A 621-nucleotide genomic window follows, 5' to 3' on the forward strand; every position below is an offset into this window, starting at 1 on the left:
CCATTCCATATTGATGACAGTATTTATACAAACCTATCTTACTTGTAAATTGTGGCTTAACCTTGATTATCTCAATACCTTCACGTATACATGCTGATTCAAGCATAGTTAGTAACTTACTATATATGAATCCATGTTTAATTCTTGCAAATTTACTTCCTACGTCTTTGTCATTCTTAAATTTTAGATCTTCTATAGCAATACCACAACCATAAGTTTTAGCTATTAATACAACTTGCTTTACAAGTTCACCACATAAATTTTCACGTCTATTACTCCTAGCATATAGTAACTCGCTTTGTTTCAAATAAGTATGCCATTTATAGTTACCCTTATTATCAATCATGGTTAAAGCAAAACCATCTGGATTGGTATCTATACCTATTATTCCATTATGTCCTGTATAAAGAATTTCCGTTTTAGGAACATCAAAAGTAATATGACAATAATACTTACCATTTCTTTTTATCAATTCAACTTGATATGCTTCTCCAGTTTCCAAATAATTTAAAAATAGTTTTCTATAATCAATACCATTAACTTTACCTGTTTTCTTGGATAATTTATGTGGTAAATATATAGGAACTTGTATTTTAACTGCTCTATTATTCTTAGTTTTCT

The 621-nt window shown here is 28.5% G+C and carries 1 protein-coding gene; it reads right to left on the reverse strand.

What is annotated here, in order from left to right; genetic code table 11:
• The coding region (locus CLTEP_RS14180) for an IS200/IS605 family accessory protein TnpB-related protein (protein ID WP_153016377.1) at positions 1–621 on the reverse strand (621 nt) is incomplete at both ends.

This window comes from Clostridium tepidiprofundi DSM 19306 (assembly GCF_001594005.1).
Classification (GTDB): Bacteria; Bacillota; Clostridia; order Clostridiales; family Clostridiaceae; genus Clostridium_AC; species Clostridium_AC tepidiprofundi.